The organism is Ideonella sp. P3_A4, from assembly GCF_056403075.1.
Genome location: NZ_JBFUGE010000285.1, coordinates 1 through 7734 on the forward strand (window position 1 = coordinate 1; position 7734 = coordinate 7734).

At 66.5% G+C, this 7734-nt stretch carries 7 protein-coding genes and 1 pseudogene; 2 read left to right on the forward strand and 6 right to left on the reverse strand.

What is annotated here, in order from left to right:
- Window positions 1-188 (forward strand): annotated as a pseudogene (locus AC1DYI_RS21345) (hypothetical protein); the annotation flags it as partial.
- 94 nt (window positions 189-282) lie between these two features.
- The gene (locus AC1DYI_RS21350) at window positions 283-717 is read left to right on the forward strand and encodes a VOC family protein (RefSeq protein ID WP_477206141.1); all 435 of its coding nucleotides are present in this window, start codon (window positions 283-285) and stop codon (window positions 715-717) included.
- Between the two features lie 30 nt (window positions 718-747).
- On the opposite strand, the gene AC1DYI_RS21355 is transcribed toward AC1DYI_RS21350, so the two are convergent.
- The 6 genes from AC1DYI_RS21355 to AC1DYI_RS21380 form a co-directional block, all read right to left on the reverse strand.
- Window positions 748-1833 (reverse strand): GGDEF domain-containing protein, encoded by a 1086-nt coding sequence (locus tag AC1DYI_RS21355; protein ID WP_477206142.1) that lies wholly within the window; start codon window positions 1831-1833, stop codon window positions 748-750.
- A 65-nt stretch (window positions 1834-1898) separates the two neighbouring features.
- A complete protein-coding gene (locus AC1DYI_RS21360) occupies window positions 1899-2690 on the reverse strand; it encodes a hydroxyacylglutathione hydrolase (protein ID WP_477206143.1) in 792 nt (263 codons plus the stop codon).
- Window positions 2691-2792: 102 nt separating this feature from the next.
- On the reverse strand, window positions 2793-2954 hold the full coding sequence (locus AC1DYI_RS21365; RefSeq protein ID WP_477206144.1) for a hypothetical protein: 162 nt from the start codon (window positions 2952-2954) through the stop codon (window positions 2793-2795).
- 105 nt (window positions 2955-3059) lie between these two features.
- Window positions 3060-4142: a hypothetical protein gene (locus AC1DYI_RS21370; RefSeq protein ID WP_477206145.1), complete on the reverse strand. Its 1083-nt coding sequence runs from the start codon at window positions 4140-4142 to the stop codon at window positions 3060-3062.
- A gap of 626 nt (window positions 4143-4768) precedes the next feature.
- Complete coding sequence (locus AC1DYI_RS21375; protein ID WP_477206146.1) at window positions 4769-5836, reverse strand: hypothetical protein; 1068 nt, start codon at window positions 5834-5836, stop codon at window positions 4769-4771.
- A gap of 158 nt (window positions 5837-5994) precedes the next feature.
- Window positions 5995-7734, reverse strand: a 1740-nt coding sequence (locus AC1DYI_RS21380; RefSeq protein ID WP_477206147.1) for a xanthine dehydrogenase family protein molybdopterin-binding subunit, incomplete at its 5' end; no start/stop codon positions are given.

Below are 7734 nucleotides of genomic sequence, written 5' to 3' on the forward strand. Positions count from 1 at the left end.
AGCAGATGGACCTCGAGCCGGTGCAGATTGCAGCCATTCGAGGTTGCAGCAACAGTGGGTGTACGGCAGCGCTCGTCGCTGCTGGCGCCACGGCCGCCGTCAGCGCGATCATTTCGGGCAGCATCGTGATCGTCGGCAACGTTGCGTACTGGTTCGAGAAACAAGGCCGGTGCCAGCCCGATGGCTGAGCTGCAGATGCCTCGAGGCAGCTGAAACGCGTCGTCGTGCTGTCAACGGTCAACGCCTTCCTCCACAAGCGCCAACGGCAGATTGAGAGCGACCATGTCGAGCGAATTGCCAGCCAATCGATCGATGCCGGCTTCGGCCGTCATCCCGGTGTTGCTGTATCCAAGCGTGCCGGAAGCCGTGACCTGGCTTTGCCGGGCCTTGGGCTTCACCGAGCGTCTTCGCATCGGTTCGCACCGTGTCCAGCTCAGCTCACCTGGCGGGTTTGGCGCCGTTGTCGCGGCAGAAGGCGATGCGCCTGGCACGAACGCCGCTGTCTCGGTGATGGTGCGCATCAAGGGCATCGACGAGCACTTTCGAACGGCTGGTGCCAATGGGGCGACGGTGCTGCGAGCGCCGGAAACCTACGTGTATGGCGAGCGCCAGTACACGGTCGCAGACCCGTACGGCCACGTCTGGACGTTCTCCGAATCCGTCGACGATGTTGCTCCCAGTTCCTGGGGCGGTGAGTACCTTGGCGGAGACGCCTAGCCTTGCGGTCAACAGCCGCCGCCGCCGCGCTCAGGCCGTTTCGACGCGGTTGCGCCCCGCGGCCTTGGCCCGGTAGAGGGCCTGGTCGGCCCGCGTGAGGAGGGTGTCGGCGGTGTCGTCGGGCTGCCAGGCCGCCACGCCGAAGCTGGCACAGATGGCGGGCATGTCGCCATCTGCCGGCAGCGCCACGTGCTGGCGCATCCGCTCGGCCAGCAGCGCGGCGCCCGTCGCGTGGGCGTCGTGCAGCAGCACGATGAACTCCTCGCCGCCGTAGCGAAACGGCTGGTCCTGTGCGCGCAGGCCCTTGCGCAGACGGGCGGCGAAATTGACCAGCGTGGCGTCGCCCTTCGAGTGGCCGAAGCGGTCGTTGATGGCCTTGAAGTGATCCAGGTCCACCATCACCACCGCGAAAGGGCGTTGGCTGCGCTGCGCCACGGCCAGCGCGAGCCCGATCGCCGCGTCCAGCGAGCGCCGATTGGCCAGGCCGGTCAGCTCGTCGGTCATCGCCTGCGCGTGGACGTCGGCCTGCGCGCGCATCTTGCACATCAGCACGAAGCCCAGGTTGGTCACCACGACGAAGAGAAAGCCGAAGGCGTAGATCGGCTCTTGCCAGCTGATCGGCTTGTTGATGTAGTCGATGGCGCTGCCTTCGAGCAGCAGCGCCGTGGCGCGCAGCGGCAGGACGACCCCCATCGCCAGGTAGAACGCCGCGACCACCCGCTGCACCCGCGCCAGCTCGGCTCGCGAGGTGTGCAGCAGGGCCCAGCCGTTCAGCAGTTGCACCGCTCCGTAGACATAGCCGTTGAAGATGGTGGCGCCTTCGTACTTGGCGCCCGACAAGGCGGCCACCACCGACACCACCACGGTCAGCACCGCCAGGGGCCACTTGCTGAAGCCACGGCCCAGGAACTGGCGGATCGCGACGAAGAACAACACCACGCTCAGCGCGCCCAGCACGTTGCCGACGAAGGCCGACAGCCACACCGGGATGCGGCCCGCGTTCGCCAGCAACAGGTAGGCGATGCCCTGGCTGGTGACCGCCGCCGTCCAGGTGGTCAGCCCGTTTCGGTCGTCGTCTTCAGTGCGCGACAGCCAGAGCATGGCCGCGATGGCCATGAGCGCACCGGTCTGCGCCAGAAACAGGGTCCGGACGTCGACGAAGCTCGCCACCGGCGAACCGCCTACCAGCTGTTGCGCAGCTCGCGCAGCTTCACGAACACGGTCTTCGGGTCGGGCCGGTCGGGCAGATCTGGGAACTGTTCGCGCAGGTGCGCGATGACGCTGGGGCTGGTCAGGCGCATGAAGGTGTTGAACTGCTTTTCTTCGCCCAGCGTGGTCACGCGGGTCTGCGCGGCGTCTTGCCCGGCCACCTGGGCCAGCAGGGCGCGCGCGGCGGCGTTGTCGGGCTCACGGGCGAGCGTGAACTTCAGGTTGTTCTCGATGTAGTCGTGGCCGGCATAGACGCGGGTGTCGTCGGGCAGCTTGGCCAGCTGATCGGCAAAGGTGGTGTACAGGTCTTCGACGTTGCCGCCGTTGTGGCAGTTGCCGGCACCGGCGTTGAACAAGGTGTCGCCCGAGAACAGGGCCGGCTGGTCACCGTGGGCGCGCAGGCAGATATGACAGAAGGTGTGGCCCGGCGTGTCCAGGCATTCCAGCTCGACGGTCTTGCCGACCTTGATCACGTCACCGGCCTTCACGCCGCGGTCCACGCCGTGGATGCGAGAGCCGGCGCGGTGGTGCGCGATCAGCTTGGCACCGGTGGCCGCCACCACCGCGGCGTTGCCGCCCGTGTGGTCAGGGTGCTCGTGGGTGTTCAGGATCTGCGTGATCTGCCAACCCCGCACGCGAGCTGCGTTGAGGCATTTCTCGTGGTCCAGCGGGTCGATGGCCAAGGCCTCACCGCTCTCGGGGCAGGCGACGAGGTAGTTGTAGTTGCGGTAGGCGTTGCCTGTCCAGATTCGCTCGACGATCATGGTGGGCTCTTGAGAAACGAAAGGGCCGGGGGCGGGTGGCGGCAACGCCGCGTCCGGAACGGCCAACCCGGCCCGTTCCGCGCAAGCGACGCTGGCGCGGCGTCAGGCCTTCTTGCGGCTGCTGCTCTTGGCTTCGGGCGCCGCCTTGGCGGGCGCCTCTGCGGCGTCGGCGGGCTTGCCTGCTGACGCCTGTTTGGTGCCAGGCTTCTGGCCCGTGGGGATCTGGGCGCCGTACTTGGCTTGGGTCTTGCGGGCGAATGTCATGGTGGTTCCCGGGTGCAATGGGGTTGAGCCCCCCAGCTTACCCGTTCGCCGGCGCTGTTGCTGTCGGAACAGGCCTCGGACGGGCCTGCGCCGCGCAACCGAGCGTCAGTGGGCCGCTTCGACCGGCTTCAGCACGGCGCCCACCGTCCGCCACCGGTGGTCTGCATGGCTCCAGCGGCCCAGGGTCGCGGCGATGCGGCCCTGGTCGTCGACGGCGCGTGCATCCAGCACCACGGCATGTGCTGGCAGGCCATCGACGAGATCGTTGAGGTCGGCGAGCTGGCCATCCGACCACACCCAGCCGCGCGGGCTGTTGTTGTCGAGTTCGTAGGCACCGACCACAACACCCCCCGCGTTGACGGCGAACGCCGTCGCGCTCGTGGCCGCCGGCAGCATGCCGAGATCGATCAGTTGCCCGTCTCGCCAGAGCACCGGGCGGGAATCCAGGTCATCGACGTAGGCCCGGCCGACGACCCACCCTTGCACATTGATGCCATAGGCATCGGCGCCGAATTTCGAAAGGCTCTGCAACTGCGTCAACACATCGCCGTTGTAGGTGAAAGCCTGCGGTCGGAGGTCTGAGTCAACCGAATGACCCACGACCGTGCCTGCGGCGTTGATGGCGTGGGGCCAGTTGTTGCTGCCCGCCTGCAGAGGAGGAATGACCTTGAGCGCGCCCTCTTTCCATATGAAGGCCGTCATCGGCGAATACTGCACGTTCTCGCGGTACCAGCCGACCACTGTTCCCGCGTCGTTGACGGCCTCGGCCACGCTGTCCGAGTCGAAGCCCACCGGTATCAACCAGCGGGCGGGTTCACCGATCGGCGCGATGAAAGCGTGATTGCCCTGCGTCGCCTTGGACTGTCCCCTGCCCACCAAGGTACCCGACGCATTGACGCCGTTGACCACGGTGAACCGGCCGTTGAAGACCTGCCGATGGCGATATTTCCGGTGGTCTGAAATGACGGCGACTTCGTGGTGGCCGTCAGAGCTGGTGGCATTGCCTGCCACGAATTCACCGGCGATGGTATTGGCGTACGAATCCCAGTCCGGCTCGATGGGCATGGATTCGACGGTGTAGCGGGGTGGCGCCGCCTGCGCGCCAACAGCTGCCAAAGCCAGTGCAATACCGGCCAACGAAACACCGAAGTGACGCATGACACTGCCTTTCAATCGAATCGATCGCATCGTTCAACACATCCCCAGATGCGCCGAAGCGTCGAGCCTGTGGCGCGCAAGGCGAATGGGTTTGCATGGAGCCGAATGAGCATAACACGTCAGATGGTTGGCGCCTTTCGCCTCGCGCCGAGGAAAGCGCGCAGGACCCCGAGCGCCGGTGACTGAGGCTGGAGCTCACGCCGACGTCATGCCGACGAATGGCCCGCCCGGTGCCCACCGCCGCGCGAGCTCGCCAAACCCATGAGATCAATGGGTCTGCTTGGCACGGCTAGAGTGGATGCAGCCGAGGTCTTCGACTTCTCAGGGAGCTTGTCATGGGTGGACGCAAAACGCAGGACTTTCCTCCTGGTCTTCAKGGCGGCCTCGAGCACGATGACGAAGACCACCGCCTGGGCGAAACAGGCCAAACCGGCCCAGAGTCGCCGGGCGACCTCAACCGAAGCCATCCTGAGCTGGTCGGTGCCGAGGTTGCGGGCGACGGGCTGGGGCGCCCCGATGACTCGTCAAGCAAGCAGCAACCTCCGCAGACGAAATAGAGGTCTTGCCTGCGCCAACGCCCGGCAGGAGTACCTCCATGGCTGCTCTTCGATCGGGAGCGGCCTGTCGTTCCTGCCGTCCCCGGTCGGATCAGCGGATCAGCGGGCCAGTGGCGTGGCGATGAACGAGTGCTCCTTCCCGAGGTAGAAGCCCTGGCCGACGATGACGCCGGCGTTGTTCGTGCCTCTGGCGGAGAGTTTGGTCCAGTTCGCCCCGGTGGCGTCGAGCAGCGAATCCAGCGCGTAGCACTGGCCGTCCTGGATCAGCGCAACGTGGTAATTCTTCCCGGTGCCATAGCCGCCAACCACCAGATCGTCGTTGGTGATGGCGGTGGGGGTGGGGTAGTACTTGCCTTCGCACATCGGCAGCTCCGCCGTCGTGTCGCCGTTGAACAGGAACCCGTGCATCTCCAAATTCGAGAGTGTGGAGTGGCCGACCACGTGGCCCAGGTCATTGATCGCTCGCGCGTATGACGTCTGGCTGTCAGCCAGCGCGCTCAGCCGATGCAGGGAACCATCGGCCTCCCACATGGCGGCATGCGGGCCGGAGACGCCCGCCGCCTGGCCCAGGTTGTTCAGGCTGTAGACCCTGGTGCTCTCCCCTCCCTGCAACATCGTCACCTTGCCTTTGCGCCACAAGGCGGATTTCCTGACCGGAGCGCCGTTGATGTTGCAACGCAGGATGAAGGCCACGTCACCGGCCTGGTTGATGTCGCCAACGTCGGTGTAGCCCTCCATCAACGGGTTGTCGCAACCTGCCAGTTGCTCCAGGTCGTTCAATTCACCGTCACGCGTCCACAACGCTCCCTGCACGGTGTCCATGTCGCCTTCGTCGCGGGCATATTCGCTCAGCACCTCGCCGGCATCGTTGACCCCGCCGTCGTAGCTGCAGTGGCCACTCGACCCTTGCAGTGCCTGGGCTTTCTTGCCGCTCTTCTTCACGAACATCACCTTCGTGCCGGTGTGGCTGTCACGCCCGCAGCCGACGATGTTGCCGTTGTCGCTGATGGCGATCACCCATATGGGCTTGATGCCGTTGCTGCGTTCCAGCATGTCGATGCGGTAGGCCGGCGGCGCGGCCAGCGCCGATCCAGCGGCAATAAGGCCGAGGCAGGTGACTGCCCACCGCAACACTGGCTGAGAAGAGAGGGTTGTTCGACCGTGCATGAAAAGCACTCCAGAAGATTTGTTGGAGCGCGCATGTTATTGATCGATAGAGGCTTCTCCCGTCATGGTCGTCACTCTTTTTGATAACATAGTGTATGCATAACTAATGTGTTAGGTCATGGTGTCACCAGAAGGCACCTCGTTGGGTGCCGTGCCGATCAGGTCCGCCACCCGGCGCGCGTCAGCGGCAGGCGCGCCACCGGCTGGCCCGTCGCTACGAAGAGCGCGTTGGCGATCGCCGGCGCGATCGTCGGCACGCCTTCTTCGCCCACGCCGGCGGGTCGCTCGCCGTTGCCGACGACCAGCAGGTCGATCGGCGGCAGCTCGGCCATGGTCGGCAAGCGGTAGGCGTCGAAGTTGCCCTCACGCACCTCACCGTGGGCGAAGTTGATCTCGCCGTACAACGCAGCGGCCAGGCCGAAGACCGTGCCGCCCATCAGTTGCGCCTGCACCGCATCGGGGTTGCCGACCCAGCCGGCATCGATCGCGGCCCAGATCTTGACCAGCTTGAATCGGCCGGGCTCGATGACCGCCAGTTCGACTACATGGCCGGCCACGGCGCGGTTGCCCTCGAACAGCGCGATGCCGCGGTGGTGGCCTGTCGGCAGTGCCTGGCCCCAGCCGGCGCGTGCCGCCAACCCGTCGAGCAGCGCCAGGGCTCGACGCTGGCGTGGCCCCTCGCCAGCGAGCAGGCGGCGCCGATAGGCGAGCGGATCGGTGCCGAGCGAGCGCGCCGCGCGGTCGATCATCGTTTCCAGGCAATAGGTGTTCTGCGAGGCACCGACCGAGCGCCAGTAGGCCAGCGGCACGCCTCGGTCGATCTTCGTGAACGCCAGATGGAACGCCGGCAGCGCATAGCTCTGGCCGAGCCAGGCCATCGATGATGAGAAGTCGGGCAGATCGTTCTCAGGCTCGCCGGCGACACCTGAATAGTCTTCGATGCGTGCGCCCGCCATGTCGGCGCGCATTGCGGTCGGCAGGCCGTCTGCGCCTAGCGCCAGGCGCAGCCGCACCGCGCTGGCCGGGCGGTAGAAGCCGGCACGCATATCGACCTCGCGCGACCAGATCGTCTTCACCGGCTGACCGGGAACAGCCTTGGCGATCAGTGCCGCCTCGACGGCGCAATCGAATTCGAGCCGGCGGCCGAAGCCGCCACCGCAGGGGCGGCTGTGCAGTTGCACGCGCTCGATGGCCAGGCCAAGCGCCTTGGCCACGGCGGCGCGCGTGTCCGACTGCGACTGGGTCGAGACCCAGATCTCGGCGCCGTCCTTGTCGACCCGCACGGTCGCGTTGAGCGGCTCGAGCGGTGCATGGGCCAGGAAAGGGAATTCGTAGAGTTGCTCGAGTGCGTTGGTGCCCGCTGCAGCAAGTGCTGTGGTCACGGCCGCTTCATCGAGCCGCGCATCGAGCCGCTTCGGGAACGCATCGCCACGGCCGGCCTGTACGGCCACACGCAACTCAGCCGCGTGCGTGTCGCTGTCGAGCTTCGCATGGGGGCCAGGTACCCAGCGCGGCTTCAGCTTGCGTGTGGCCTGCAGCGCGGTCCACCAACTGTCGGCGACGACGGCGACGGCACCGGGCAGGCGCACGATCTTGCGCACGCCCTTGATGGACTTGGCAGGCCGTTCGTCGAGCGCGGCGAGCTTGGCGCCGAAGCCAGGCCCGTGCAGCACGGCCGCATGCAGCTGGCCCGGCTGGTGCTCGTCGATGCCGTAGGCCATGCGGCCATCGGTCTTCGCCGGAATGTCGGTGCGCTGGCGATGCTGGCCGAGCACGGTCCACTGCTCGCGTGGCTTTGGGCTTGGCTTCTCGGGTGGGTGCAGCGCCGCCGCCTCGGCTAGCAGCGAGCTGATGGGCAACTGGCGGCTGCTCGCTGCGTGGATCACCTGGCCCTCGCG

Excerpts from the sequence above, each read along its gene's own strand:
- AC1DYI_RS21355 (WP_477206142.1), bottom strand. The coding sequence starts at position 1,833 with ATGGCCATCGCGGCCATGCTCTGGCTGTCGCGCACTGAAGACGACGAC.
- AC1DYI_RS21375 (WP_477206146.1), bottom strand. The coding sequence starts at position 5,836 with ATGCACGGTCGAACAACCCTCTCTTCTCAGCCAGTGTTGCGGTGGGCA.
- AC1DYI_RS21350 (WP_477206141.1), top strand. The coding sequence starts at position 283 with ATGTCGAGCGAATTGCCAGCCAATCGATCGATGCCGGCTTCGGCCGTC.
- AC1DYI_RS21370 (WP_477206145.1), bottom strand. The coding sequence starts at position 4,142 with ATGCGATCGATTCGATTGAAAGGCAGTGTCATGCGTCACTTCGGTGTT.
- AC1DYI_RS21365 (WP_477206144.1), bottom strand. The coding sequence starts at position 2,954 with ATGACATTCGCCCGCAAGACCCAAGCCAAGTACGGCGCCCAGATCCCC.
- AC1DYI_RS21360 (WP_477206143.1), bottom strand. The coding sequence starts at position 2,690 with ATGATCGTCGAGCGAATCTGGACAGGCAACGCCTACCGCAACTACAAC.